Below are 26245 nucleotides of genomic sequence, written 5' to 3' on the forward strand. Positions count from 1 at the left end.
TTAACCCAGCGGACGAAACAAATCCAGCATCATCATCAGCACCGCAAACCCCATCACCACCACGCCGCCCCAGCCGAACCAGGTGGTCTTCAAGCCCGAGGTGAACTTGCCCATCACCGCCTTGCGGCTCGCCAGCAGCATCAGGCCGGCCATGATGGGCACGGCCACCACGCCGTTGATCACCGCACTCCAGTACAGCGCCTTCATCGGGTCTATGGTGGTGAAGTCCATGCCGGTGCCCACCACGGTGGCGATAACGATGATGGCGTAAAAGCGCTTGGCCTCGTACCAGTGGCGCTCCAGACCCTCGGGCCAGCCGAAGGCTTCGGCCACCGCGTAGGCGGCCGACGAGGCCAGCACCGGCACGGCCAGCAGGCCGGTGGCGATGATGCCGCCGGCAAACAGCGCGAAGGCAAAGTCGCCGGCCAGTGGGCGCAGGGCCTGTGCCGCCTGCGCGGCCGAGGTCACATCGTGGATGCCTGCCGTGTACAGGACCGCCCCGCCCAGCACCATGATGAAAAAGGCGATGGCATTCGAGAAAAACATGCCGATGTAGGTGTCGCGCTTGACGCGGCGCAGGTCGCGGCGCACTTCCTGCTCCGAGCCGCGCCCCGCGCCCTTCAGGCGCAGTTCCTCGACTTCCTGCGAAGCCTGCCAGAAGAACAGATAGGGCGAGATCGTGGTGCCCAGTAGCGCGACGATCATCATCCAGTAGCCCGAGGTCCATTGCAGCTTGGGAATCACCAGGTCGTGCAGCACCTGGCCCCACTGCACCTGCACCAGGAACACGGCAATCACATAGGCAAACAGGAACAGCGTCAGCCACTTGAGAATGGGGGCCAGCTTGCGGTAGGGCACAAACACCTGAAGCAGCACCGTGATGATGCCGAAAGCCACCGCATGGAAATGGTCGCCGCCGCCCATCGCGAGCTGCAGCGCCTCGCCCATGGCGGCGATGTCGGCCGCGATGTTGATGGTGTTGGCGACCACCAGCAAAAACACCATGCTCATCAGGAAGGCCCGCGGCGTGTGCTCGCGCAGGTTGGCCGCCACGCCCTTGCCCGTGACGCGCCCTATGCGGGCGCTGACCAGCTGGATGGCGATCATGAAGGGCAGCGACAAAAACACCGTCCAGAGCAGGCCGGTGCCGAACTGCGCCCCCGCCTGCGTGTAGGTGGCGATGCCGGATGGGTCGTCGTCGGCGGCGCCGGTGACCACGCCGGGGCCGACATGGCGCAGGAAGGAGGGGATGCGGTTCAACATGCGCGCGAGGCTAACACGGCTTGATGAGGCGAAACTTAATTCGTACAAAAACCGCAGGCGCACATCCCTGCCTGCCGCACCGGGCGCAAAAAAGCTACAGAATTCATAGCAGGCCGTGCGTTCCAGGCATATGGGCTGGCCTGCACAAAGCCAAAGGCGTAGGATGGGCGCTCCGCACCAGGCGCTCACCGCCTGCGCGACTCGGGATGCCAGTGGAAGCTTCGCCATGGCGAAGACTCCCTTCACGACCGGAGGACTCATGACAGTTTCACCACGAACCAGCGGCCAGGCCGCGCAGACTGAAGAGGCCGCATGATGGACAGTGCCGTCTTCAGCCTGCTGGGCGCCTTCCTGCTGTCCATCATCGGCCTGTTCGTGTTCATCTGGTCGCTGCGCAAGGGGTTGCTGGTGGAGAACCCGACGGCCGCCTCGGTGATCTTCGCGCACGGCGAAGTCGGCCAGGTGGACGACCCGGCCCTGCAGGATGCCGCGCAGGCCTCCATGCAAAAAGCGGTCAAGGAAGGCGGCATCCAGACGCACACGGCCGATGCCGCCGAGCTGCTGGACCGCATCAGTTCCGACCGCTCCACCGCCTTCCCGGTGTTCATGTTCATCACCTTCGCCTGCATGTGGCTGGTGGTGGGCTCTGCCGCCGGCCTGGTGTCATCCATCAAGCTGCATGAGCCCGACTGGCTCACCGACTATGCCTGGCTGACCTTCGGCCGCATACGCACGGTGCATTTGACCGGCGTGCTCTACGGCTGGATCACCAATGCCGCGCTGGGGATGATCGTGTGGCTGCTGCCGCGCCTGCTGCGCACCCGGCTCTACGGCGCCATCTGGGTCATGCTGGGCGGCGCGCTGATCAACATGGGCATCGCCGGCGGCATAGGCGCCATCGCCACCGGCTGGAACGACGGCATGGAGTACCTGGAAATCCCATGGCAGATCGCGATCTTCATGTTCGCCGGCTTTGCGCTGGTCATCCTGCCGGTGCTGTACACCCTGGTCAACCGCAAGGTCTCGCACCTCTATGTCAGCGTCTGGTACATGACGGCGGCGCTGCTGTGGATCGCCCTGCTCTTCCTGGTCGGGAAGATGCCCGGCGTGCACACCGGCGTGCAGCAGGCCACCACCAACTGGTGGTACGGCCACAACGTGCTGGGCCTGTGGTTCACGCCGGTCAGCGTGGGGGCCATCTATTACTTCCTGCCCAAGGTCATAGGCCGGCCCATACGCTCCTACAACCTCTCGCTGCTGGGCTTCTGGACACTGGCGTTTTTTTACGGACAGGTCGGCGGCCACCACCTCATAGGCGGCCCGGTGCCGGGCTGGCTGATCACGCTGTCCATCGTGCAAAGCATCATGATGGTGATTCCGGTGATCGCCTTCAGCATCAACATGGGCGCCACGCTGAAGGGGCGCATGCACCTGGCGCGTTACTCGCCGACGCTGCGCTTCATGATGTTCGGCGGGCTGATGTACCTGGCGTCCTCGCTGCAGGGCTCGCTGGAGGCGCTGCGCAGCGTCAACCAGGTCACCCACTTCACCCATTTCACGGTGGCCCACGCGCACCTGGGCGCCTACGCCTTCGTCACCATGGTGCTGTTCGGCGCCATTTATTTCATGATGCCGCGGGTGCTGAACTGGGAATGGCCCTACCCGAAACTGATCACCCTGCATTTCTGGCTGGCGGCCGTCGGGGCGATGATTTATTTCGTCGGGCTCACCATAGGCGGCTGGCTGCAGGGCGTGGCCATGCTGGACGCCGCCCAGCCCTTCATGGCCTCGGTGGAAGTCACGCTGCCCTACCTCCAGTGGCGATCCGTAGGCGGCAGCCTGATGGTGCTCAGCCACCTGGTGTTCGTCGGCCATTTCCTGGCCATGGCGCTGCGCTTCGGGCCGGGCCGCGCGGGCGCCGCCCTCTTCTGGCCAAGCGACGTGCGCAGCGCGGAACTGGGAGCCCAGCATGGAAAATGAAGTCAAGCTGGCCTCGGGTGCCATGGTGGCGCTGGGCATTGCCACGGCGGCCCTGGTGGTCATGCCCTACATGCAGGTGCGCGACATCAAGCCGCCGCCGCAGCTCAAGGGCTATACCAGCGCGCAGCTGCGCGGGCGCGAGGTCTACATCGCCAACGGCTGCGTGTACTGCCACAGCCAGCAGCCGCGCGACCGCAATTTCGGCCCCGACGCGGAGCGCGGCTGGGGCCGGGCCTCGGTGCCCGGCGACTATTTCTACGACAAGCCCCACCTGCTGGGCAGCATGCGCACCGGGCCCGACCTGTTCAACATCGGGGCGCGCCAGCCCAGCAAGGACTGGCACCTGGGCCATCTGTACCAGCCGCGCGCCTATGTGCCCGGCTCCATCATGCCGTCCTACCCCTACCTCTTCGTCGTCAAGGACGCGAAAGACGCCGAAAGCGAGGGCGAGACGCCGCTGGCCCTGCCGCCCGCCTACGGGCCCAACGTGGGCCAGGTGGTGGTGCCCACGCCCCAGGCCCTGGACCTGGTCAAGTACCTGCAGGGCCTGAACCACACCTACCCGGTGCTGCCGCCCGCCCCCAAGCCCTGAGCCCCACAAGGTGACCCCATGCTGAACGACAAGACATCCGAGAGCCGGGCACAGGAGCGCGAACAGGCCGAGCCCTCCGAAAAAAGCCAGCCGATTCCGCTGGTCTTCCTGATCGGGGCGGCGGCATTGGTGCTGTGGGGCGCGGGCTACATCGCGCTGTCCGGCTCCTTCGGCCGCGCCGACCTCGGCGACAGGCGCACCCTGGCGGACCTGTCCGGCCCGGCGGCCGGTGCCGTCCCGGCCGGCTCAGCCAACGGCAAACAGCTGTTCACCGCCAACTGCGCGGCCTGCCACCAGGCCAGCGGCAAGGGGCTGCCGGGTGTGTTCCCGCCGCTGGACGGCTCCGAATGGGTGGCCGGCGACGAGCGCACCGTGGCCAACATCCTGCTGCACGGCATCACCGGGGAGATCACCGTCATGGGCACCAGCTTCAAAGGCGCCATGCCGGCCTTCCCGCAATTGAGCGACGCCGAGCTGGCCGCGGTGGCCAGCTACATCCGCTCCGAATGGTCCAACAAGGCGGGCGCCATCAAGTCCGAGCTGTTCGAAGCCGAACGCAAGGCCGGCACGCGCACCACCCCCTTTAACGGCGGCGCCGAGCTCAAGGCGCTGGCGGGCAAAGCTTCCTGAGCCTGCCGATGTTTCGCACCGCCTTGCTGAGCGCCGTGCTGGCCCTGGCGGGCTATGCCGCCGCCGCGTGGCTGACGCATGGCTTCCAGGTCTGGACCGCCGAGGGCGCGCGCCGGCTTGAGGTGGCCCTGCAACCGGTGCCCAGCCCGGCGGTCGGCATCGACGGGCCCGGCATCGCGCCGCAGGCGCTGTCGCAACATCTGGCGGACGGGCAGTCCGTCACCCTGGTGGATTTTGTCTATACGCGTTGCCAGAGCGTCTGCCTCGCGATGGGCAACAGTTTCCAGCAAATGCAGCGCGTGCTGCAGGAACGGCAGGTTCGCGGCGGCAAGGTCAGGCTGCTGTCCATCAGCTTCGACGGTGCTCACGACACGCCGGGCGTGCTGCAGGCCTATGCGTCGAAATTGAGCGCCGACCCCGCGCTGTGGCGTTTTGTGCGTGTGCCGGACCCGCGGGCCACCCAGCGCCTGCTGGCCGATTTTCAGGTTGTGGTCGTGCCCGACGGCCGCGGCGATTTTGAGCACAACGCAGCCTTCCTGGTCATCGACCAGAAAGGCCGGCTGGTCCGCATCTTTGATTACGCGGAGCAACAACTCGCGCTCGACTATGCGCTGCACCTGGCGGGCGCCGCCGCGCCATCGCCGTCGTCCTCTCCATGAGGGCCATGAAGATGCCGGCTGTTCCTTCGCGCGGCGCACTGGCCCTCATCGCCGCGGCCCTGCTGTGCCTGCTGGCCTGGCCCGGTGTGCGGCATGGCCTGGAGGCCAGCATGACACTTCACATGCTGGTGCAATACCCTTTGCTGGCACTGGCCGGCCACCTGCTCGCCGCGGCGCTGCCGGGCCGCTGGACGGCGCGCCTGGACGTGTGGAATGCCCACGGCATCAGCGGCCTGTTCGCCGCGGCGCTGGTGCTCGCGATCCTGATGATTCCCCGCGTGCTGGACCTGGCGCTGGTCGACGGCCGCATCGAAACCCTCAAATACCTGGCCCTGCTGGCCTGCGGCGCGGCCATCCACCTGTCATGGCGACCGGCGGGCCTGCTGGTGCAAGGCTTCTTCCTGGGCAATGTGCTGCCCATGATGGCCGTCGTCGGCAATCTCTATGAAAGCTCACCGCTGCGCATCTGCAACGCCTACCTGCTGGACGACCAGGCGCGGCTGGGGCAGATGCTGGTGTGGGTTGCGGCGACGATTGCCGCGGCGTGGTTCGCCGGGCTGGTGCGCGCCCTGATGCAAAGAGATGCCGCGGTCATGGCCCCGGACGACGGGACAACGAAACCCGCGGCACGTTAACGTCATACGCGCCCCCGGGATTGCCGTCATCGTTCAAGTAGCCACCGATATCACAACGCCGCTCTCCCGCATTTCGCAGGAGAATTTCACGGACAGGAAGGCCTCAATGGTCCGGGCGTTCGTGCGGGTGTGCTCAGTCAGCTCCGTCGCCCAGTAGCGGCCCACTCGTCCCTGCATCGCTGCCAGCGCCATCGGGATCATCAGCTGGTCCGCCAGATGCGGGCCCACCGGCGCCAGATGCGCCTGGTAGTCCCTCACTTCCTGCAGCAGGCGGCGCGCCACCTGCTCGGCGCTGACGGTTTTTTCGCCATAAGCCGCGAACACCTCGGTGATGTGTTCATAGCGCAGCACGGCCAGCAGGGCATTGCCCGGCCCCTCGTTGTTGCGCAGCCCACGGTTGCGCAGGCAGCCTTCATCCCAAGCCAGACCCTGCTGCAGCACGGCCAGCTCGCGTTCGGCCACGCCTTTCGGAAGGCCGGCGTGCAGGCATTCGGCATAGGCCTCCAGCAGCGCGCCACGCTGCATGATGTCGATGGCGGCAAAGCCCTGGGCCGGAGGCTTCAGACGCACGCGCGCCTCCCCGCCCCCGGCGGGATAAAAACCGTGCCGGCGCAGCTCGATGTCAAACAGCGCCTCGCCGCCACCACCGAAGTAGGGCGCCAGCAGCTGCAAAAAGGAGATGGAGGGCGCCATCGGATTGTGCGTGCCGCCGCTGAGCAGCAGCGTCGAAGCCTCTTTGGCCTGCAGCAGCGGCCACAGCACGGTCTGCAGCACCAGCATGCAGCTGCCGGCCGAGCCCACCGCGAATTCATAATCGCCCGCGCGCACCTGGCCGGGCGTGAACAGCAGCGTGGTTTCGCCAATCTGCACCGGCTGGCCGTTCGCATTGGCGGCGAAAGTCTCGCCCACGCCACCGCCGACCGACACAGCCGCATTCACGCAGGCCAGGTGCTGGCGCATCAGGCCGGGCTTGGGCCGTTTCGCGCGGATATTGTCCATGCGAAAGGGCTTGCCCGTCACCAGGCTCAGCGCCAGCGCCGTGCGCAGAATCTGCCCGCCGCCTTCGCCTTGCGAGCCGTCAAGTTCAATCATTGTTTTTCTTCTTTCCTGCATTTCTTGTTTTTAAATACCCGGGCGAGGGCGCCCTCCTCCCTCGAAAAGGCCCGCCTTCGCCCTCTAACCTTTCACGCACACCACCTGCTTGAGCGTGTAAACCACCTCCACCAGGTCGCTTTGCGCCAGCATCACGGCATCGATGTCCTTGTAGGCCATGGGGATCTCGTCGATCACGTCGGCGTCCTTGCGGCATTCCACGCCCTCGGTCGCCTTGACCTGGTCATCCACCGTGAACAGCTTCTTGGCCTGGGTGCGGCTCATGGTTCGTCCTGCCCCGTGGCTGCAGCTCATGAAGCTGTCGGGGTTGCCCTTGCCGCGCACGATGAAACTCTTGGCGCCCATGCTGCCGGGAATGATGCCCAGCTCACCCGCCTTGGCGCTTACCGCGCCCTTGCGGGTCACAAACACCTCGTGCCCAAAGTGCGTCTCCTTCTGCACATAGTTGTGGTGGCAGTTCACCGCCTCCAGGTGCGTCTCGAAGGGCTTGCTGATCACCTTGCGCAGTGCGCCTATCGCGGCCTGCATCATCACCTCGCGGTTCAGGCGCGCGAACTTCTGTGCCCAGCCCACGCCGCGCACATAGTCGCCGAAGTACTGCGAGCCCTCTTCGAGGTAAGCCAGGTCCTTGTCCGGAAGGTTGCGCTGGTGCAGCTCGGCGTCCTTCTTGGCCAGCTCGATGAAGTGGGTGCCGATGGCGTTGCCCACCCCGCGCGAACCGCTGTGCAGCATGATCCACACCCCACCGCTTTCATCAAGGCAGACCTCGACAAAGTGGTTGCCACCGCCCAGGGTTCCCATGTGACGGTGGTTGTTGGTGTTCTTCAGGCGCGGGTAGTCCAGGCATAGCGCTTCAAATTCATCGACCAGCTGGCCCCAGGCGGCATCGGCCGCGCTGGGCGGATTCGTCCAGGCACCGACCTCGCGCACCGAGCCGTTCCTGCGGTAGGTCTTGGGCGCGGAGCCGTGCGGCACGGCTTTTTCGATCTCCGTGCGCAGCGGGCCCAGGTTGTCGGGCAGGTCCTCGGCGCGCAGCGTGGTCTTGCAGGCCATCATGCCGCAGCCAATGTCCACACCGACCGCGGCCGGAATGATGGCCTTGAAGGTCGGGATCACGCTGCCGATGGTCGCGCCCAGGCCGTAGTGCACGTCGGGCATCACGGCCACGTGCTTGAACACAATGGGCAGGCGCGCGGAGTTTTCGAGCTGCTTGAGGGCCTGGGCTTCCACCGGCACGCCCTTGGTCCACATCTTGACCGGTACGCCGCCGGTGACTTCGTGTTGTTGGTATTTCTGTTCCATTTTCTTTTTTTCTCTTTTCTATTTGCCTTCTACTTGCAGGAAGCCCAGGGCTACTTCTTGAATGCCGCGATGAGCTGTTCGTAAGCGCGGAGCGGAAAATCGTGCTCCACCCAGAGCTCGCGGTACTTCGCAGGCCCCAGTTCCACATGGATGCGTTCCAGGATCGTATGGATGTTACGCACCAGATCCACACGTCGGATGCGCCCACTTGCCAGCACCTTATAGTCCTCGGCGACTGTCATCCCCCAGCTCGCCCAGTCGGCGTAACCGCGCAACTCGAAGCTCAGGTCGCCCTTGTCGCCCGTCACCACGAGCTGGACTTCGCCTGGCTCGTCCATGAAGACCGCCGTGGTGCTCTGCGCGCCCTTCACTAGGTCAACCCCCATGCGCGCGAGGTCGCCAAGCGAATCGTGCAGGTACGACACGGCAAACGCCATAGGTTCGGCGTCGGCACGAAAACTGAATGTGGCCCAGCCAGCGCCGCTCAGCACGTAGCCGATCCGCTCCCGGGTGCGATCTTCTTCCAACATGATCTTCTTTCTGTTCAACAACATTCAACTGGTGGACGCGGCGGGATTCGAACCCGCATCAATACGGCGACCACGGTGTTTAAAGCCAGTGGCCCAGCTGACGGTTGGAAACGCGCGCCAGTGGCAGACCCGTCATCGGAGCCAGCACCTGCATCCTCAACCTTGCCCGTCAACCGGCTTTCCCGCCGCACCCGGTGTTACCCGGCCTGCCGGCAATCAACATTTTTGGCAGTGGCGCTCCCTTCTGTGCCAGCGCGCCCTTTGTTCTCTTTCAACAGCCCTCAACGCAGCTTCACCAGCCCGTTGAGCACCTGGTCCAGACCTCCGAACACGGAGATCTTGTCGATACGCTCGGCCACACGCTCCAGCGTCTCCAACTCCTTCATGCGCAGGACAATCGGGTTGTCCTCCATGACCTTGGCGGTGTTGAGCAATGAACGCGTGGCCGCGGTTTCCTCGCGGCGGCGGATCGCATTGGCCTGGGCCGACCTCTCGGCCTCCACCACCTGCGCCAGGATGGTCTTCATCTCACCGGGCAGGATGATGTCTTTCACACCAAGGCTTTCCAGCTTCATGCCGGCGCCCGCCAAGCGGTCGCGGGCATGTCCGGCAATGATGTCGTCCAGCGCGGCCTTGTTTTCCAGCAGCTCGTCGAGCGTGCGGGTTCCCACGGCCGCGCGCAGTCCCAGCTGCAGTTCGCGGTAGATCTGCTCCGAGGGCTTGCCCCACTGGGCGAAGGCCTTGAGCACATCCTCATAACGCCAGGTGGCCGTCAGGTTCAGGCGCAGGCTCACCTTGTCACGGGTGAGGATTTCCTGTCCGCTGACTTCCAGCGCCTGGGAACGCAGGTCAATGCATTCCACATCCACCTTGCGGCCGTAGCGCCAGAAACCATAAGCCCCGGCGCCCAGCAGCCCGCTCACCTTGCCGTCCAGCGTAAGCACACCGGCGTGGAAGTCCGGCACCTGCACCAGCAGCACGCCCTCCAGGCCCTTCACCGGGCGCTGACGCAACTGGGTCTGGCCCAGCGTGGCCACCAGGCCGGCCGACAGCTTCTCGCAGTCCGCCACGCCCTGGTCGATATCGACCACGTCGATGCGGATGTCGTTCAGGCCTTTCCAGTAGAGCTTGCGGGTGGCCGGTGCCAGCACTTCCACCAGCGAGCCGTTCTCATAGCGCAGGCCTGCCTGCGAATCGGACAGCGCGGCCTGGACAAATTCCTGGGCCACGACTTCTGGCTCTTTGGCCATGAAGTAATCGGTCAGGCTGTGCGTGAAGGCTGCCTGCTCCATCGCGAAGGTTTCCACGCGGATGTGGTCGGTGCCGGCATACACCCAGTGTTTGCCGGGCTGCAGCACGCGCTCGAAATCGCCGTTGCGCAGCAACAGGCCGCGCTCGTTTTTCTTGACCTTGTATTGTTTGAGTCCAAACATTTTTCTTTCCCCTTATTCTTTTTTTCCATCCAATAAACCGATAGTCCGCATCGGCAACAGCCGCGGACTCAGGGTGCGGGCACTTTCAGGTGAAGGGCCTGGCCGTGAGATCTTTCGATGCCACGGCCTGGCGTCTTCGCCGTCCGGTGTCGCAGTACCTTCGCACTGGCAACTGTTGCCGGTGGGTGCTGGCCCCGCAAACCGCAGCGGTTTCCCGCTGCAAGCTGCATCCACTTTTCCCACTCGCGGCACGTCTTACTTCCAATAAAGCTGATTTTTCAGATCAGCGTTCGGCGGGAATCGAACCCGCGACATCCGTGTTAAAAACCCGGTGCTCTAACCTTCTGAGCTACAGAACGATGGCATCAGGAATCGAACCTGACGGGGCGGCTTCTCTACCCGAGCCGCCCCTTGACCACATGCCTTGGCGCCAGCGCATCGGTTGCCGCGGCATACAGGAACCCCGGGACAAACCGGGCTTTCTGCACCAGCGGGGCCCGGTTTCCCGGAAACCCCTGCTTGTGAGCGAACAACTTTCTCATCTGACATCCTCTTTATTGCAGGCGCCATGCCAGCCTTGCGAAAAAGCCCCACGAAACCAAAAAGGCCATTGATTTAATTGAGTATTTTTTCAATGCATGGCACAAAACAGCCATGTCCAGGGGCGTATATTTCTGATTTTTATAGCTATAAAGCTAGTACATTAGAAATATGAAAAAGAAAGTGGTGATGGGTTTCCTGGGCACGCAGCTTGATTCGGGCCTGGGCTCGGGACGATGGGAGAAATGGCGGCCCACGGTGTCGATCGCGCAGCACGAAGACCTGCTCATCGACCGGCTGGAGCTGATGCATGACGCGCGCAACAAGCCGCTGGCGGAGCGGGTTCGCGACGACGTGGCGCAACTCTCGCCCGGCACCGAGGTCCGCCTGGTCGAGATGAATCTGGCCAACCCCTGGGATTTCGGCGAGGTCTACGGCGCGCTCTATGACTGGATGCGCGCCTACAGCTTTGACACCGAGCACGAGGAATACTGGGCCCACATCACCACCGGCACCCATGTCGCGCAGATCTGCCTGTTCCTGCTGGTGGAGGCGCGCTTTATCCCTGGCGTGCTGCTGCAGACAGCGCCACCGCGGGGCCGGCAAGCGCAAGGCATAGGCAGCTACGAGCTGATCGACCTGGACCTGTCGCGTTACGACGCGATCAATGCGCGGCTGGCGGTCGCGCAGCAGGATGCGGTCTCCTTCCTCAAAAGCGGCATTGCCACGCGCAACCCGCGCTTTAACACCATGATCGAGGAAATCGAGCGCATCGCCGTGCAGAGCAAAGCGCCCATCCTGCTGACCGGGCCCACGGGCGCGGGCAAGTCCATGCTGGCGCGGCGCATCTACGAACTCAAAAAATCACGCCACCAGGTCGGCGGCGGTTTCGTCGATGTGAACTGCGCCACCCTGCACGGCGACGGCGCGGGCTCCACCCTGTTCGGCCACAAAAAGGGGGCTTTCACCGGCGCGGCCGGCGACCGCCCCGGCCTGTTGCGCACCGCCGACAAGGGCGTGCTGTTTCTCGACGAAATCGGCGAACTGGGCCTGGACGAGCAGGCCATGCTGCTCAAGGCCGTCGAGGAAAAGCGTTTCCTGCCCGTGGGCGCCGACAAGGAAGTGGAAAGCAGCTTCCAGCTGATCGCCGGCACCAACAAGGATTTGCGCGCGGAAGTCGCGCGCGGGCGCTTTCGCGAAGACCTGTTCGCGCGCATCAACCTGTGGACTTACACCCTGCCCGGCCTGGGCCAGCGCCGGGAAGACATAGAACCCAATATGGACCACCAGCTCATGCTGGCCTCTGAAGACCTGGGCCGCAAAACCCGAATGACCACCGAGGCCCGCGCCGCCTACCTGCGTTTCGCGCAGTCGGCCGAGGCCGTATGGACCGGCAATTTCCGCGACCTGAGCGCCTCCATCACACGCCTTGCGACGCTGGGCGACAACGGCCGCATAGGACTGGCCCTGGTGGAAGCGGAGATCGCGCGGCTGCGCTGGCAGTGGCAGGCCACGGAAGCGCAAGTTGGCGCCGGCGGCGTCTCGCTCGCCGCCTTGATGGGCGGCGCCGCGGACGCGCTGGATTATTTTGACCAGCTGCAGCTGCAGGCCGTGATCGAGGTGTGCCGCAAGAGCGCCTCCCTCAGCGACGCCGGGCGGGCCCTGTTCAATGTCTCGCGCACGCAGCGCAGCGTGGTCAACGACGCGGACCGGCTGCGCAAGTATTTGATGAAGTTTGACCTGACCTGGGAAAAGCTGTCGGCCTGAAGCCCCGGCAAACGCAGGGCCCGCTACTCGCTCATCACCACCAGTATCCGCGCGTCGGCACGGCCCAGCGAGGTATAGATGTGGCCCACGCCGCTGTTGAAGTAAGCCGACTCATGGCGCCCGACTTCGACGATCTCACCGGTTTCAAACTCGATGCGCACCCGGCCTGAAAGCACCGTGACAAACTCCTGCCCGGGGTGGCGGATGAAGTCGGGGAATTGTTCCCGCTGCCGCGCCATGACGCGGCCCAGCACGGGCGTCATGCGTTTTCCCGGAAACCCGTTGGCCAGCGCGCGGTAGTCGTAGTGGCCCGAGCTGTAGGTCGCCTCCCCGTCCGCCTCAGACCACGCCACGACGGGCGCAGCACCCCCTGGAGGTGCCGCGCCACGCGCGTCTATCAGCTGCCCCACATCGAGCGCCAGCGCCCGGGCCACGGCGGCCAGCTTTTCATAGCTGACCGAGATCTGGCCCAGCTCCATCTTGGACAGGGTGGACAGCGCCACGCCGGAACGGCCGGACAAGTCCTTGAGCGTCAGCCGGCGCGCCTTGCGATGGCCGCGCAGGCTCAAACCGAGTTGCACGCGGTCGGCCTCGGGGGCGGGGGCAGGTGTGCGGGCGGAGCGTGCGGGCATGGTGTTTTCCCTGTTTTGGGGCCAAATCGGGTAAATCGGCTGGACAGGCACGATTCTCGCATGTGAGAATTCTCAAATGAGAGAATTTGACATCCTTATCGTCGGCGCCGGCATTGCGGGCGCTTCCCTGGCCTGGCGCCTGGCCGGCCAGCGCAGCGTCGCGCTGCTCGAGCGCGAGTCCCAGCCGGGCTACCACTCCACGGGCCGCTCGGCCGCCATGTTCATGGAAACTTATGGGCCGCCCATGGTGCGGGCGCTCACGCGCGCCAGCCGCGCCTTCTACGAGCGGCCGCCCGAGGGCTTCGCCCCGGACCTGATGCAGCCGCGCGGCGTGCTTTACCTGGCCACGCACGGCCAGGAACAGGAACTGGCGAGCACCCGCAAGGAATTGCTGACGAACTGCCCCGGCCTGCAGACGCTGGACGCCGGCACCACGCTGGCCCATGTGCCCTGCCTGCGGCCCGATCTGGTGCATGGATCGCTGTACGACGCCGGCGCGCAGGACATGGACGTGCACGCCCTGCACCAGGGTTTTCTGCGCGGCTTTCGCCAGAAGGCGGGGGCGGACGGCGAACTGCGCAACAGCGCCGGCGTGACGCGCGCCGCGCATGACGGCCGCTGCTGGACCGTGGAGCTCAGCGACGGCCAGGCCCTGCGCGCCCGCACCGTGGTGAATGCCGCGGGAGCCTGGGCCGATGAGCTGGCCGCCGTGTTCGGCGTGCGGCCCGTGGGCCTGGTGCCGCACCGGCGCAGCGCCTTCACCTTCAAGGCGCCCGAAGGCGTGGACCCTTCGCCCTGGCCGGCCGTGGTGGGTGTCGATGAAAGCTATTACTTCAAGCCCGACGCGGGCCAGTTGCTGGGTTCGCCCGCCAATGCGGACCCGACGGTGCCGCACGACGTGGTGCCCGAGGAACTGGACATCGCCATGGGCATACACCAGATTGAAAGCGTCACGACCCTCACCATACGCCGGCCCGCCAGCACCTGGGCCGGCCTGCGCTCCTTTGTGCCCGACGGCGAAATGGTGATAGGCCATGACGACGCCGGCCCCGGCTTTTTCTGGCTCGCGGCGCAGGGCGGCTACGGCATCCAGAGCGCGGCGGGCGCCAGCGCGCTGGCCGACGCATTGCTGCGCGATACCGGGCTGCCGGAAGAACTGCTGCAACAGGGCCTGGATGCCCGCGCACTGTCGCCCGCCCGCCTGCGATGACCTTGACACCACCCCCGTCCCACTCTCGACCGAAACTTTAAAAGAGGCCTACCATGCAACACATGTCATTCAATGCACTGCGCCGCACGCTGATCGCCGGCGGCGTCCTTTTCTGCGGGCTGGCAGCCGTGGGCGGGCCCGCCCACGCCGCCGACTTTCCGGAGCGGCCCATGACACTGGTCGCGCCCTTCCCGGCAGGCGGCGCGGCCGACGTGCTGGCGCGCATCCTGGGCAAGGCCCTGGGCGACCAGCTGGGCCAGCCCGTGGTGGTCGAGAACAAGCCGGGCGCCGGCACCGCCATAGGCGCGGCCGCGGTGGCAAGCGCCAAGCCCGACGGCTACACGCTGCTGGTGAGCTCGAACTCCACCTTCACGCTGAACCCGGCGCTGCAGCCCAAGCTGTCCTACGACCCGGCCAAGGGCTTTGACGCGGTCGGCCTGGTGGGCTCGGTGGCGCTGGCGATGCTGGTGAACCCCTCGGTCACGGCTACCGACGTGCACCAGTTTGTGGCCACCGCCAAGGCCAACCCCGACAAATACGTTTATGGCAGTTTCGGCAACGGCACCAGTTCCAATTTCGCCGGCGCGATGTTCAACACGGCCACGGGCCTGAAGATGACGCATGTGCCCTACAAAGGCTCCGGCCCGCTGATGACCGACCTGATAGGCGGGCAGATTCCCGTTTCTTTCGACACCGTGGTCGCGGCATCGCAGCAGCTCAAGTCTGGCAAGATCCGTGTGCTGGCCGTGGCCATGAACAAGCGCTCGGCCCTGCTGCCGAATGTGCCGACCATGGCCGAAGCCGGCTATCCCACTGTCGACATGAACGCCTGGCTGGCCGTGGTGGCGCCCAAGGGCGTGCCGGCGCCCGTCAAGGCGCGGCTCGAGAAAGCGCTGGCCACGGTGATGGCCAACCCCGAAACACTGGACAAGCTCAAGGCGGCCGGCTTCGAGCCCGGCTACACCGCCGTTACCGACTGGGCGGGCATGGTCACGGCCGAGATCGCGCGCATGAAGGCGCTGGCCGAACGCTCGCAAATCAAAACAGACTGAACAAGACACTGCCATGCCGTCCACCCTGCCAGACATCTCCGCCGTCGAACTCCGCCGCCTGATCGCCAGCCGCCAGGTGTCCCCGGTGGAGTTGATGGACGCCTGCATCAGCCGCATCGAGAGCCTCAACCCGGCCATCAACGCGATCTGCGCGACCGACTTCACGCGGGCGCGCGAGGCGGCGCGTGAGGCCGAAGCGCAGGTGATGCGCGGCGGCCCGCTGGGACCTTTGCACGGGCTGCCGCTGGGCGTGAAGGACCTGCAGGACACCGCGGGCCTGCTGACCACCTACGGCAATGTGGGGCTGCGCGGCAACGTGCCGGCAAAAGACAATGCACTCGTGGCGAAACTGCGCGCGGCGGGCGCCATCGTCACGGCCAAAACCAATGTGCCCGACATGGGCGCGGGTGCCAACACCCGCAACCCGGTCTGGGGCGCGACCGGCAACCCCTTCAACCCCTCGCTCAATGCGGGCGGCTCCTCGGGCGGCTCGGCCGCGGCGCTGGCGGCCGGCATGCTGCCTATCTGCACCGGCTCGGACACCGGCGGCTCGTTGCGCATACCAGCCTCGCTGTGCGGCGTGGTCGGCCTGCGACCCTCGCCCGGGCTGGTCGCCAACGACGCGCGGCCGCTGGGCTGGTCGGTCATTTCAGTGCTCGGGCCCATGGGCCGCAATGTGGCAGACACGGCGCTGCTGATGTCCGCCAGCGTGGGCCCCGATGCGCGCGACCCGCTGTCCTACCCGGTGGACGCCTCCGCCTTCTGGCCGCTCAAGCCGGTGGACCTCTCCACGCTGCGCGTAGGCACGACGGAAGATTTCGGTATGTGCATCGTGGATCCCGAGATACGCCGCGTGTTTCGCCAGCGCGTGGAAGCCATACGGCCGCTGGTGGCGAGCTGCGAGCCGGTGGACCTGCAGCTGGGCGACGCCGACCGCGCCTTCGACACGCTGCGCGCCGAGAGCTTTGTCGCGGCCTTTGCCGACACCTACCGCAAGGCCCCGGAAACGCTGGGCCCGAATGTGCGCGACAACATGGAAATCGCCGCGGCCATCACGCTGGCCGACCGCGCCTGGGCGCACCTGGAACAGACGCGCATCTCGCGCCGCTTTGCGAAAGCCTTCGAGCAGTACGACCTGATCCTGGCGCCGGTCACGCCGGTCACACCCTTCCCGTGGACCGAGCTGTTCGCCGGCAACATAGCCGGCCAGGCCATGCGCAACTACTACCATTGGCTGGGCCTGACCTATGTGGTGACGCTGGCCACCAACCCGGCGCTGGCCCTGCCCTGCGGCAGGGACGAGCACGGCATGCCCTTCGGCCTGCAGGTCATAGGGCGGCTGCATGGCGATGCGAAGCTGCTGGCCGCGAGCCAGGCGCTGGAACAGGTGTTTGCGGGCAGCGACAACCTGCGCCGGCCTGTGCCCGACCTCCAGGCCCTGCAGGTGGCCAGGCCGGAGCTCAAGTCCATCGTGACGCATCCGCCCGAAACGGCGAGCGTCCAGGGCAGCGGCGGCCTGACGGCGGTCTGATGCCGCTCACACGGCGCGGTTCAGGTCCACGTCCAGGCCCGCCCGCTTCATCTCGCGCGCCAGCAACAGCTGCCACAAGCCCCCCTCGTCGACCGTCATGCTTGTCGCGCCCTTGAGGACATCCGGCAGGGTGTCGTCTCCGGACAGCAGGCAGGCAATGCGGCTGCGGCCTAGTGCGGCCAGCATGAAGCCTATGGCCAGCATGGCCGCGGGCGAATCAGGTTTGTTGCCCGGCAGGAGCAGCACAAACCCCAAATTGCGCAGCCCCTCAAGCTGGTCGATGGAAACGGCGTCGAGTACCGCCGCCTCCAGGCCCAGCCGCTCCACGAACTCGCACGCTTCGCCCACGGCATCGCCGCCCAGGCCCAGGATGGCCACACGGGTACCGGGCGCCGTGGCGGAAGAAGGAGAAGGGAATTCGGTCTTGGACATGGGAATCCTCTCTGGAGTGGAAGATGAAGGCGTGGGGGCTGGTGCTTGGGGGCGCTCAGGCTCAGGGGGTGCTGGTGCTGGTGCTGGTGCTGGCTCAGGCGGTGGTGCCGGCACCGGTTTCGTCTCCACAACCGGGGCTGCCTCCGGCATGGCACGGGCCGAACCCTCTAGGCGCTCGGTCAGCAGTTTTTTGGCTTCAGTCACGCGAACAGTGGCCAGGTCGACACCCTCCTTGACTTTTTGCTGGCGTTCGTCGTCCGAAAAACGGTCACCAAAGGTTTTATCCAGCAGAAAGTCCTGAATCGCGACGGCGAACTGCCGGTATTCGGGTGTGCCGGCGCCAAAGCTGTCGGCCAAGGTGGTGTTGATTTTCTTCTGCAAGGACTCCACGCTCGAGTCCCAGTCCGTTTGCTTCACCGATACCTTGAAGGCCCGCAGTATCTTGAGCTGCCGGTTGACCTTTTCGATGGCGCTCTCGATCGCCGCTTTATCGCGGGCATCAAGGGATGACGGTGTATTTTTGCCGTTGGACATGCAGACTCCTCATGCGAACCAGCCCACACTGTAACGTCCCTGGTGACACGCACCGGGTTACAGCACCAGCAAGGCCCTGAAGTCGTTGACGTTGGTGTGTGTGGGGCCGGTGATCACCAGTCCGCCCAGCGGCTCGAAATAGCCATAGGCGTCGTTGCGGTCCAGGTACTGGTCTATCTTCATGCCCTTGGCCAGCGCGCGCTGCAAGGTGTCGGGCGCGACAAAGGCACCGGCATTGTCTTCCACGCCGTCTATGCCGTCGGTGTCGGCCGCCAGCGCGTAGACGCCGCTTTGGCCCTGCAGCGCCAGCGCCAGGCCCAGGCAGAACTCGCCGGCGCGCCCACCCCGGCCGCGCGGCGTGCCTTCGGCCTGCTTCTTGACCGTGACCGTGGTTTCACCGCCGCTGAGGATCACGCAGGGCCTGCTGAAGGGCTGGCCCTTGAGGGCCACGGCGCGCGCCAGCGCCGCATGCACCTTGCCGACCTCGCGCGATTCGCCTTCCATCTCGTCGCTCAGGATCCAAGCCTGCAGGCCGGCCGCGCGCGCCACGGCGGCGGCGGCTTCCAGCGACTGCTGGGGCGTGGCGATCATGTGGACCTCATGGCCGGTGAAAACCGCGTCGCCGGGCTTGGGGGTTTCCAGCGCACCCTGCTCGAGCAGGCTCATGATGGCGCCCGGCACTTCAATGCCGTAGCGCTGCAAAATCGCCACCGCCTCGGCGCAGCTGGTCGCGTCGGGCACCGTGGGGCCGCTGGCGATGATGGACGGGTCGTCGCCCGGCACGTCGCTGATGGTGAGCGTCACCACGCGCGCCGGCGCGCAGGCCGCGGCCAGTCGCCCGCCCTTGATGCGCGAGAGGTGCTTGCGCACGCAGTTCATCTCGGAAATATTCGCGCCGCTGTTGAGCAAGGCCTTGTTGATGCGCTGCTTGTCTTCCAGCGTCAGGCCTTCGGCCGGCAGGGTCAGCAGGGCCGAGCCGCCGCCCGAGATCAGGCACAGCACCAGGTCGTTTTCGGTCAGGCCCTGCACCATGGCGAGGATGCGCTGCGCGGCGGCCAGGCCGGCGGCATCGGGCACCGGGTGCGCGGCCTCGACGATCTCTATGCGCCGCTTCAGGCCCTCGGGCCGCGGCGGGATGTGGTGGTAGCGCGTGACGACCAGGCCTTCGAGCGGCGCGTCGGCCGGCCACAAGGCCTCGACCGCCTGCGCCATGGAGCCGCCGGCCTTGCCCGCGCCTATCACGATGGTGCGGCCGCCGCTGGCTTTGGTGGGCGGCTGCGGCAGGTAGCGCGCGGTGTTCTCCAGCGGCAGCGCGCGCGTAACGGCGGCGCGGTACAGGTGTTCCAGGAACTCGCGCGGCTGTGCGGCGGCGTCGGGAATCGTGTTGCTGGGCATGTTGGGGGCAGGTGTCTTGGCGGCGGTCATTGAAATGTCTCCACCCTCGATTGTGCCGTGGTAACCGGTCAGTAACCCGGCGGGCGGATTTGCGCTCCGTTCCGGACATCCTGCTACTTCAAATCCCAGATTTATCCGCAGATTACGCAGATTTACACAGATTAAAAACAATCGTGATGGACAGTCGTGCAATCCTTGTGTTGGTACAGGGATCAGGTGTTGAAAGCATCAACATCGTCTCTTCAATCTGCGTAAATCTGCGAAATCTGCGGATGACTTCTCCGCGGATCACGCAGATCTACGCAAGTAAAGACCGTCGCGATGCAGGGTCGTTCGCCCGGCATAAGGACGCGCTGCCTAGAATGCCCCTTCACTCATTCACCCACGCAAGCAGAAAGCAAGCTCCATGAACGCCTACCTCGCCCTGGGCATTGCCATCGTTATCGAAGTCATCGCCACCACGGCGCTCAAATCCAGCGAGAGCTTTACCCGGCTGCTCCCTTCGCTAATCAGCATCGCCGGCTACGCCACGTCGCTGTACCTGCTCACGGTAGCCATGAGGGCCATTCCGACCGGCGTCACCTATGCGATATGGTCCGGCCTGGGCATTGTGCTGATCAGCATCACGAGCTTTTTCGTTCACCACCAGAAGATAGACCTCTGGGGCATGGTGGGCATGGCGCTGATCATTGTGGGCGTGGTGGTGCTCAACCTGTTGTCAAAATCGACCGTAGCCTGACGGACAGGCATCTCACTCCATCGAGACCTTGGCGTCTTTCACCAGCTTCGCGAACCGTTCGGTGTCTTCCGCGATCTGCCGCGCCATCTGTTCGGGTGTATTGCCGACCGGCTCGGCGCCTATATCGTCCATCTTCTTGCGGAACTCCGGCGAGTTGACGATTTTGGCCAGTTCGGTGCTCAGCCGCGCCACGATGTCCTTGGGAGTGGCCGCCGGCGCCAGCACGCCGAACCAGGTGCCGAGATTGAAACCCTTGAGACCGGTTTCATCCAGCGTGGGCACATCGGGCAAGGCCGGAGACCGTTTGTTTGTCGTCACGGCCAGCGCGCGCAGCTTGCCCGCCTTGATGTGCGGCAGCACCGGTGTGATGGTGTCAAAGGACATGGTGATCTGCCCGCCCAGCAAATCGGTGGTGAGCGGCCCGCTGCCCTTGTAAGGGACATGCAGCATCTGCACGCCGCCCATGCTTTCAAACTGCGCCCCTATGAGGTGCTGGCCCGTGCCGTTGCCGTTGGAGCCGTAGGTCAGCTTGCCGGGTTCCGCCTTGGCCAGCACCAGCAAGTCCTTCACAGTCTTCGCCGGGACGGCCGGGTTCACCACCAGCACATTGGGCACCAGCGCCACAGTGCTGACGGGGGCGAAATCCTTCTGGAAGTCATAAGGCAGTTTTTTGTACACGCTGGTGGCGATGGTGTGGTGCACCGCGCCCATCAGCAAGGTGTAGCCGTCGGGTTTGGACTTGGCCACAAAATCCGCGCCCAGCGTCGCGCCGGCGCCGGGCCGGCTTTCCACCACCACGGGCTGGCCCAGGCTTTTTGACAGCTCCTGCCCCACGGCGCGTGCCAGCACGTCCGTCGTACCGCCCGCCGGGAAAGGCACGATGAGGGTGATGGGCCGCGCGGGCCAGGCCTGCGCAAACGCCGGGGCAGCCACCAGGCCGGCCGCCGCGGCGGCAGCGGCATTTAAGGCCAGCGCGCGCGCCAGCCTTAAAAAGTACCCGCCGCGTCCTTGTTGTTGTGATCGCATGTCTTGTCTCCTTTTTTCTGTTTTGTGGAATCAGGCCGTCACGGCGACGGCAAAGCGGCTGCAGACCGCTTCGGTGACCTGCGCCGTGGTGGCCCGGCCGCCGAGGTCGCGCGTGTGCAGGGAGGCGTCGGCCGTCACCGCTTCGATGGCCTGCATCAGCCGGCCGGCGACGGCGTGCTCGCCCAGATGCTCCAGCAGCATCACGCAGCTCCAGAAGGTGCCGATCGGGTTGGCCAGGCCCTTGCCCATGATGTCGAAGGCCGAGCCGTGGATGGGCTCGAACATGCTGGGGTAGCGGCGCTCGGGGTCGATGTTGCCGGTGGGCGCGATGCCCAGGCTGCCGGCCAGCGCGGCGGCCAGGTCGCTCAGGATGTCGGCGTGCAGGTTGGTGGCGACCACGGTGTCCAGCGAGGCCGGGCGGTTCACCATTCGGGCCGTGCAGGCGTCGACCAGTTCCTTGTCCCAGCTGACGTCGGGAAACTCGCGGCTGATTTGCAGGGCGATCTCGTCCCACATCACCATGGCGTGGCGCTGGGCGTTGGACTTGGTGACCACCGTGAGCAGCTTGCGCGGCCGCGACTGCGCCAGCCTGAAGGCGTAGCGCATGATGCGCTCGACACCGGCGCGCGTCATCATCGAGACATCGGTCGCCACTTCGATCGGGTGGCCCTGGTGGGCGCGACCGCCCACGCCCGCATACTCGCCTTCGGAGTTCTCGCGCACGATGACCCAGTTGAGCTGCTCGGGCGTGCAGCGCTTGAGCGGCGCATCTATGCCCGGCAGTATGCGCGTGGGCCGCACATTGGCGTACTGGTCAAAGCCCTGGCAGATCTTCAGGCGCAGGCCCCAGAGCGTGATGTGGTCGGGGATGTGCGGGTCGCCGGCCGAGCCGAACAGGATGGCGTCCTTGTCCCGCAGCTCTTCCAGCCCCTGGTCGGGCATCATCACGCCGTGCTCGCGGTACCAGTCACCGCCCCAGCCATAGGACGTGAACTCGAAACGGAATTTTTGTTGCGTGGCGGCCAGGGCCTGCAGCACCTGCTGGCCGGCCGGGACGACCTCCTTGCCGATGCCGTCGCCGGGGATGCAGGCGATCTTGTAAGTCTTCATGGAAATCCTCGGGTTGTGAGGTGTCCAATGTAGCGATTGGCGGTAACAACAAAAGGCCTTAAAGTGAGGTCATTGTTAACTTCAGGTTACGAATGACCCCATCCAACCCCGCCCCTTCCGAGATGGCTTTTTTCAGCCTGCTGGCGCGCTACGGCAGCCTGTCGGCCACGGCGCGCGAGCTGGGCGTCAGCACGGCGGCGGTCAGCAAGCGGCTGGCGCAGATGGAGGCCAGGCTGGGCGTGCAATTGCTCAACCGCACGACGCGGCGCGCCAGCCTCACGCAGGAAGGCGAGATTTACCTCGTCCACGCGCGCCGCATCCTGGCCGACATCGACGACATGGAGCAGCAGGTCTCCAGCGCCGTGGCGGCGCCCAAGGGCCTGCTGCGCGTGAACGCCACCCTGGGCTTTGGCCGCAGCCACGTCGCGCCGCTGATCTCGCGTTTTGTCAAAGCCCACCCCGAGATGGAGGTGCAGCTGCAGCTCACCGTCAACCCGCCGCCGCTGACCGAAGACGCCTTTGACGTCTGCATACGCTTTGGCGAGCCGCCCGACGCGCGTGTGGTGGCACGCATGATCGCGCCGAACCGCCGCCTGCTCTGCGCCTCACCAGCCTACCTGGCGCGCAACGGCACGCCCCGGGTGCCGCACGACCTCGCGCGGCACAACTGCATAGGCATACGCCAGGGCGACGAGGCCTACGGCATCTGGCGCCTGGCGTCCGGCAAGCACACGCAGGCCGTCAAGGTGCATGGAAACCTCAGCACCAGCGACGGCGAGATCGCGGTCAACTGGGCGCTGGACGGCCACGGCATCCTGATGCGCGCCGAGTGGGACATCGCCAAATACCTGCGCAGCGGCAGGCTGGTGCAGGTGCTGGAAAACTACCGCACGCCGGCGGCCGACATCCATGCGGTCTACCCGGCCCGCCACCAGCATTCGGCCCGGGTCAAGGCTTTTGTGGATTTCCTGGCCCGGCATTTCGAAAAGCCTTCGACGCGGGCCGCCGGGCTGGCGACCGACTGGTAGTCGCTACTGGGTGTTGGCGCCAGCATCAAACCACTGCTTGATGAGCTGCCGCTCGGCCTCGGTGATGCCGGTCGCGTTGTTCATGGGCATGAGCCGCGTGACCACGGCCTGCTGGTAGACCTGCGTGGCGTGCAGCTTGACGGCCGCGGGCGAATCGAGGCGCACATTCTTCATCTGCACCTGCTCGCCGTGGCACTGGTAGCAGCGCTGGGCCAGTATGGTTTGCACTTTGTCATAGCCGGCGCTGGATGAAATGGCGGCTGGCGTCGCCACGGCCGTGGGCGCCGGTTTCATCCAGACGACCACGCCGATGATGACCGCCACGCCCGCCAGCGCATAGGCCACCGGATGCCGGTTGCGGCCCAGCTTGTAGCCGTGGCGCAGCACAAAAAACTGGCGTATCGCCGCGCCGGCCAGCATCATGAGAATCAGCACCAGCCAGTTCTGCGGATGGCTCCAGGTGAAGCTGTAGTGGTTGCTCAGCATGGCGAACAACACCGGCAGCGTGAAGTAGGTGTTGTGCACGCTGCGCTGCTTGCCGCGCTGGCCGTGCACCGGGTCCACCGGCTCGCCGGCCTTGATGGCGGCCACCACCTTGCGCTGGCCGGGGATGATCCAGAAAAACACATTGGCGCTCATGGCGGTGGCCATCATGGCGCCCACCAGCAAAAAGGCCGCGCGGCCCGCAAACCAGTGGCAGGCCAGCCAGGAGGCGATGCAGACCAGCACCGCGACCAGCGCGCCGACGATGGCATCCCCGTTCTTGCCCTTGCCGAACAGCTGGCAGATGCCGTCGTAAAGCATCCAGAACACGACAAAAAATGACAGCGCCACGCCGGCCGCCGCGCCCGGCGACCAGTTCATCAGCGATTTGTCGACCAGGTAGGTGCCGGCATGCCAGAGGTAGGACACCGTGAACAACGCAAAGCCCGACAGCCAGGTGCTGTAGCTTTCCCAGTAAAACCAGTGCAGGTGGGCCGGTAGCTGCGGCGGCTTGACGGCGAATTTGACGGGGTGGTAAAAACCGCCGCCGTGCACGGCCCAGAGTTCGCCGCTCACGCCCTGTTTTTTCAGGTCTTCATCCACGGGCGGCGTGAGGCTGCTGTCGAGGAAGACGAAGTAGAACGAGGAACCGACCCAGGCGATGGCGGTGATGACGTGGACCCAGCGCAGCAGCAGGTTGGCCCAGTCGAGGAGGTAGCTTTCCATATCTCTCAACCCTTGCGGCACCCGGGCGGGCACCGCGATTTCAGCCTGCTCACCACTGCGGGCGCTGTAAGCAGAAAACGGGTCACGAACAAGAGAAGCGGGGCTCCGTGCTGGAGGCCCTGTTTCCCGGCTCCGCTGCGACCTGGTGGTGGAAGTTTATAGGCATTGCGGGAAAACGCACAGCCTGGCGATGTGATCTCATCCGGCATCGGCAGTCTGGAGTAGTTGCGCCGCAACGGCCACCGCAATGACCTCGGGCTCCTTGCCGCCAATGCCCGGTACGCCAATCGGACAGGTGACGCGCGCGAGTTCCTCCGATATAAAGCCCCGGGCCTCCAGCCGGTGCCGAAAGGCCGCCCATTTGCTCTTGCTGCCTATCAAGCCTATGTAGGGCAAATCGCCCTGCTCGCGCTGGCGCTTCAGGCAGGCGGCCAGCACATCCAGGTCTTCGGCATGGCTGAAGCTCATGATCAGCACGCGCGATTGCGGCGCCAGGCCCGACACGGCGGCCTGCACCGGATCGGAGTGTTCGCAACTCACGCGCGGCGGCAGGATGTCCGGAAATATGCCGTCGCGGCTGTCTATCCAGCTCAGTTCAAACGGCAAAGGCGCAAGCACCCGAACGAGCGCGTGGCCGACGTGGCCGCCGCCGAACAGCGCCACCGGTGTAAGCCGCGGCGAGCCCAGCCGCTGCGCCAGCGCCGCCGCATCGCCGGCCTGCACCCGCTCAAAGCGCAGCTGCACCACACCGCCGCAGCACTGGCCCAGCGACGGGCCCAGCGCCACGCGCAGAGAAACGTTGGCGCCGGCTGGATCAGCAGCGCCAAGCATCGCGCGGGCCCGCGCGATGGCGTCGTATTCCAGGTGGCCGCCGCCTATGGTGCCCACGATGGCGTCGGCGAACACCGCCATCCAGGTGCCCGCCTCGCGCGGAACCGAGCCCTGGGTTTGGGCCACCTGCACCAGCACCGCCGGCGACGAAGCCAGGCGGGCCAGCAGGGATTCAAGTAACAAATCGGTGTTGCGGGAAACCATTGGTGACGTGTTTGCGCTGTAAGCGGATGAAATAGTCGGCTAAATTAGACCTTAGCACCACCCGGGCAGCGCGCGCTTCCCACGCACGATGACCGGTATACGCAAAATCCCATGAACCGCCGAAAGGCAAAACATGACAAAACCCGAGATGCCTTCCTCTCCTTCCTCTCCCGCCCCGCGCCGCTTCTGGCTGGTGGCCCTGCTGTCCGCCGCGGCCGCCGCCGTTGTCAGCGCCTGCAAGACCGCACCGGACGCCACGCCCGCGCCCGCCGGCCCTGCCACCGCACCCGACTCCCCGGTCATTGGGCCCATCGCAGGCCCGAAAGGCTCGGCCAGAAGCTCAGGGGCAGCCACGCCGCGGGCTTACCGGGAAGACGGCGCCACGCACATTTACGGCCTCAATTCGGACCGCATCTACAAGGGCCGCATGCCGCCGCTGCTGTATGCGGTGGGCGTGCTCAATGTGGAGATCGACCGCGCCGGCCGCGTAACCCGGCTTGACTGGATGCGCGCACCGAAACATGCACCCGAGGTGATGGCGGAAATCGCCAAAATGATCCAGGAAGCCTCGCCCTTCCCGGCACCCGCGCGCATGGGCAAGGTGGTCTATACCGACACCTGGCTGTGGCACAAGAGCGGGAAGTTCCAGCTGGATACGCTCACCGAAGGGCAGGACTAGAGCCCCCACGCTTTTCACTTCGCCTTCGGCTGCGTGTAATGCGCTGCCCCCCGAGGGGGCGCTGCGCCTGCGGTCTGGCAAAGCCAGTCCCGCGGCCCCTGCTGATCTTGATCGGCTCGCTTCGCATCGCGCTTGGGCGCTGCGCGCCCTCCCCGCCCTAAAGGCCAGCATGAGCCGCGGAACCGGCTT

General features: G+C 65.6%; 24 protein-coding genes. 12 read left to right on the forward strand and 12 right to left on the reverse strand.

The genetic code is table 11. The annotated features are described in order from the left end of the window. On the reverse strand, window positions 1-1263 hold the full coding sequence (locus PMI15_RS16590; protein ID WP_007871599.1) for an Nramp family divalent metal transporter: 1263 nt from the start codon (window positions 1261-1263) through the stop codon (window positions 1-3). A 315-nt stretch (window positions 1264-1578) separates the two neighbouring features. Between PMI15_RS16590 and PMI15_RS16595 the strand changes: the two genes are divergently transcribed. Genes PMI15_RS16595 through PMI15_RS16615 form a run of 5 tightly spaced genes read left to right on the forward strand, consistent with a single transcriptional unit; the run spans window position 1579 to window position 5759 of the window. Next, complete coding sequence (locus tag PMI15_RS16595) at window positions 1579-3243, forward strand: cbb3-type cytochrome c oxidase subunit I (protein ID WP_007871602.1); 1665 nt, start codon at window positions 1579-1581, stop codon at window positions 3241-3243. Further along, a complete protein-coding gene (locus PMI15_RS16600) occupies window positions 3233-3835 on the forward strand; it encodes a cbb3-type cytochrome c oxidase subunit II (protein WP_007871606.1) in 603 nt (200 codons plus the stop codon). The genes PMI15_RS16595 and PMI15_RS16600 overlap by 11 nt, the downstream gene beginning before the upstream one ends. Before the next feature lie 18 nt (window positions 3836-3853). Beyond that, on the forward strand, window positions 3854-4465 hold the full coding sequence (locus PMI15_RS16605) for a cytochrome c (protein WP_007871609.1): 612 nt from the start codon (window positions 3854-3856) through the stop codon (window positions 4463-4465). Between the two features lie 8 nt (window positions 4466-4473). Continuing rightward, window positions 4474-5124 (forward strand): SCO family protein, encoded by a 651-nt coding sequence (locus PMI15_RS16610; protein ID WP_007871611.1) that lies wholly within the window; start codon window positions 4474-4476, stop codon window positions 5122-5124. Next, window positions 5121-5759, forward strand: coding sequence for a hypothetical protein (locus PMI15_RS16615; RefSeq protein ID WP_238541140.1), 639 nt, complete (start codon window positions 5121-5123; stop codon window positions 5757-5759). Before PMI15_RS16610 ends, PMI15_RS16615 begins: the two co-directional genes overlap by 4 nt. Before the next feature lie 33 nt (window positions 5760-5792). On the opposite strand, the gene rtcA is transcribed toward PMI15_RS16615, so the two are convergent. The 4 genes from rtcA to PMI15_RS16635 all read right to left on the reverse strand — a co-directional run bounded on the left by rtcA (window position 5793) and on the right by PMI15_RS16635 (window position 10137). After that, complete coding sequence (rtcA, locus tag PMI15_RS16620) at window positions 5793-6851, reverse strand: RNA 3'-terminal phosphate cyclase (protein WP_007871617.1); 1059 nt, start codon at window positions 6849-6851, stop codon at window positions 5793-5795. Between the two features lie 84 nt (window positions 6852-6935). Then, window positions 6936-8174, reverse strand: a complete 1239-nt coding sequence (locus tag PMI15_RS16625) for an RtcB family protein (RefSeq protein ID WP_007871619.1) — start codon at window positions 8172-8174, stop codon at window positions 6936-6938. Window positions 8175-8224: 50 nt separating this feature from the next. Beyond that, window positions 8225-8704 carry a hypothetical protein gene (locus PMI15_RS16630; protein ID WP_007871620.1) on the reverse strand — a complete coding sequence of 160 codons (480 nt, stop codon included), beginning with the start codon at window positions 8702-8704 and terminating at the stop codon, window positions 8225-8227. Between the two features lie 281 nt (window positions 8705-8985). After that, entirely contained in the window at window positions 8986-10137 is a 1152-nt protein-coding gene (locus PMI15_RS16635; protein WP_007871621.1) for a slipin family protein, read from the reverse strand. 711 nt (window positions 10138-10848) lie between these two features. Here PMI15_RS16635 and rtcR point away from each other — a divergent pair. Next, window positions 10849-12444: an RNA repair transcriptional activator RtcR gene (rtcR, locus tag PMI15_RS16645; protein ID WP_007871622.1), complete on the forward strand. Its 1596-nt coding sequence runs from the start codon at window positions 10849-10851 to the stop codon at window positions 12442-12444. A gap of 23 nt (window positions 12445-12467) precedes the next feature. On the opposite strand, the gene PMI15_RS16650 is transcribed toward rtcR, so the two are convergent. Continuing rightward, a complete protein-coding gene (locus PMI15_RS16650; protein WP_007871624.1) occupies window positions 12468-13076 on the reverse strand; it encodes a helix-turn-helix domain-containing protein in 609 nt (202 codons plus the stop codon). Window positions 13077-13152: 76 nt separating this feature from the next. Here PMI15_RS16650 and PMI15_RS16655 point away from each other — a divergent pair, with 76 nt between their 5' ends. Genes PMI15_RS16655 through PMI15_RS16665 form a run of 3 tightly spaced genes read left to right on the forward strand, consistent with a single transcriptional unit; the run spans window position 13153 to window position 16869 of the window. Further along, window positions 13153-14286, forward strand: a complete 1134-nt coding sequence (locus PMI15_RS16655) for an FAD-binding oxidoreductase (protein ID WP_007871626.1) — start codon at window positions 13153-13155, stop codon at window positions 14284-14286. Window positions 14287-14339: 53 nt separating this feature from the next. Further along, window positions 14340-15338, forward strand: a complete 999-nt coding sequence (locus PMI15_RS16660; RefSeq protein WP_007871628.1) for a tripartite tricarboxylate transporter substrate binding protein — start codon at window positions 14340-14342, stop codon at window positions 15336-15338. A gap of 13 nt (window positions 15339-15351) precedes the next feature. Beyond that, window positions 15352-16869 (forward strand): amidase, encoded by a 1518-nt coding sequence (locus PMI15_RS16665; protein WP_007871630.1) that lies wholly within the window; start codon window positions 15352-15354, stop codon window positions 16867-16869. A 6-nt stretch (window positions 16870-16875) separates the two neighbouring features. Here PMI15_RS16665 and PMI15_RS16670 read toward each other — a convergent pair whose 3' ends face one another. After that, window positions 16876-17835 (reverse strand): hypothetical protein, encoded by a 960-nt coding sequence (locus tag PMI15_RS16670; protein WP_007871633.1) that lies wholly within the window; start codon window positions 17833-17835, stop codon window positions 16876-16878. 57 nt (window positions 17836-17892) lie between these two features. Continuing rightward, a complete protein-coding gene (locus PMI15_RS16675; RefSeq protein WP_007871644.1) occupies window positions 17893-19260 on the reverse strand; it encodes a glycerate kinase in 1368 nt (455 codons plus the stop codon). 376 nt (window positions 19261-19636) lie between these two features. On the opposite strand from PMI15_RS16675, the gene PMI15_RS16680 reads away from it, so the two are divergent. Next, window positions 19637-19969 (forward strand): multidrug efflux SMR transporter, encoded by a 333-nt coding sequence (locus tag PMI15_RS16680; protein ID WP_007871646.1) that lies wholly within the window; start codon window positions 19637-19639, stop codon window positions 19967-19969. Window positions 19970-19981: 12 nt separating this feature from the next. Here the strand turns inward: PMI15_RS16680 and PMI15_RS16685 are convergent, their stop codons facing one another. Then, window positions 19982-20995 (reverse strand): tripartite tricarboxylate transporter substrate binding protein, encoded by a 1014-nt coding sequence (locus tag PMI15_RS16685; RefSeq protein ID WP_007871647.1) that lies wholly within the window; start codon window positions 20993-20995, stop codon window positions 19982-19984. A gap of 30 nt (window positions 20996-21025) precedes the next feature. Then, a complete protein-coding gene (locus tag PMI15_RS16690; protein WP_007871648.1) occupies window positions 21026-22105 on the reverse strand; it encodes a tartrate dehydrogenase in 1080 nt (359 codons plus the stop codon). A gap of 92 nt (window positions 22106-22197) precedes the next feature. On the opposite strand from PMI15_RS16690, the gene PMI15_RS16695 reads away from it, so the two are divergent. Beyond that, window positions 22198-23133, forward strand: coding sequence for a LysR family transcriptional regulator (locus tag PMI15_RS16695; protein ID WP_007871649.1), 936 nt, complete (start codon window positions 22198-22200; stop codon window positions 23131-23133). Between the two features lie 3 nt (window positions 23134-23136). Here PMI15_RS16695 and PMI15_RS16700 read toward each other — a convergent pair whose 3' ends face one another. Continuing rightward, the gene (locus PMI15_RS16700; protein ID WP_007871650.1) at window positions 23137-24342 is read right to left on the reverse strand and encodes a urate hydroxylase PuuD; all 1206 of its coding nucleotides are present in this window, start codon (window positions 24340-24342) and stop codon (window positions 23137-23139) included. Between the two features lie 198 nt (window positions 24343-24540). Beyond that, window positions 24541-25377, reverse strand: a complete 837-nt coding sequence (xdhC, locus tag PMI15_RS16705; RefSeq protein ID WP_007871651.1) for a xanthine dehydrogenase accessory protein XdhC — start codon at window positions 25375-25377, stop codon at window positions 24541-24543. 133 nt (window positions 25378-25510) lie between these two features. Between xdhC and PMI15_RS16710 the strand changes: the two genes are divergently transcribed. Then, on the forward strand, window positions 25511-26056 hold the full coding sequence (locus tag PMI15_RS16710; protein WP_007871652.1) for a hypothetical protein: 546 nt from the start codon (window positions 25511-25513) through the stop codon (window positions 26054-26056). The last annotated feature ends 189 nt before the right edge of the window (window positions 26057-26245 follow it).

Source organism: Polaromonas sp. CF318 (assembly GCF_000282655.1).
Lineage (GTDB): Bacteria > Pseudomonadota > Gammaproteobacteria > Burkholderiales > Burkholderiaceae_C > Polaromonas.